This window comes from Methanosarcina spelaei, assembly GCF_002287235.1.
GTDB lineage: Archaea > Halobacteriota > Methanosarcinia > Methanosarcinales > Methanosarcinaceae > Methanosarcina > Methanosarcina spelaei.
Genome location: NZ_LMVP01000466.1, coordinates 1 through 284, shown reverse-complemented (window position 1 = coordinate 284; position 284 = coordinate 1). Strand labels below are relative to the sequence as shown.

1 protein-coding gene is annotated in these 284 nt (G+C 33.5%); it reads left to right on the top strand.

Annotated features, from left to right (window positions below; translation table 11 throughout):
* Positions 1-198: 198 nt before the first annotated feature.
* On the top strand, positions 199-284 hold an 86-nt coding region (gene gvpJ, locus ASJ81_RS16590), incomplete at its 3' end, for a gas vesicle protein GvpJ (RefSeq protein ID WP_170943364.1).

The window sequence follows — 284 nt, the reverse complement described above, 5'->3', positions numbered from 1 at the left end:
TAAATTTTGTAACAAAAAAATAAATATCCTAATCTATATATTCGTCTATGATTATATTTGCGTATGAAAAACGAAGACCACCGAAAGTTCAAGATTTAGGACTGTATTTGGTACTGAGTTCATATTCTGAACAAAAAAGTTCCAAATTATAATTTCGGTGTGTCTAAAATTGAATAAATCAAAAGGGGGTAAAAAGTAATGGTAGCTCAAAGTCCTGATTGTTCCAGTCTCGCAGAAGTGCTGGACAGGATACTTGACAAGGGAATAGTTGTAGACACATGGGC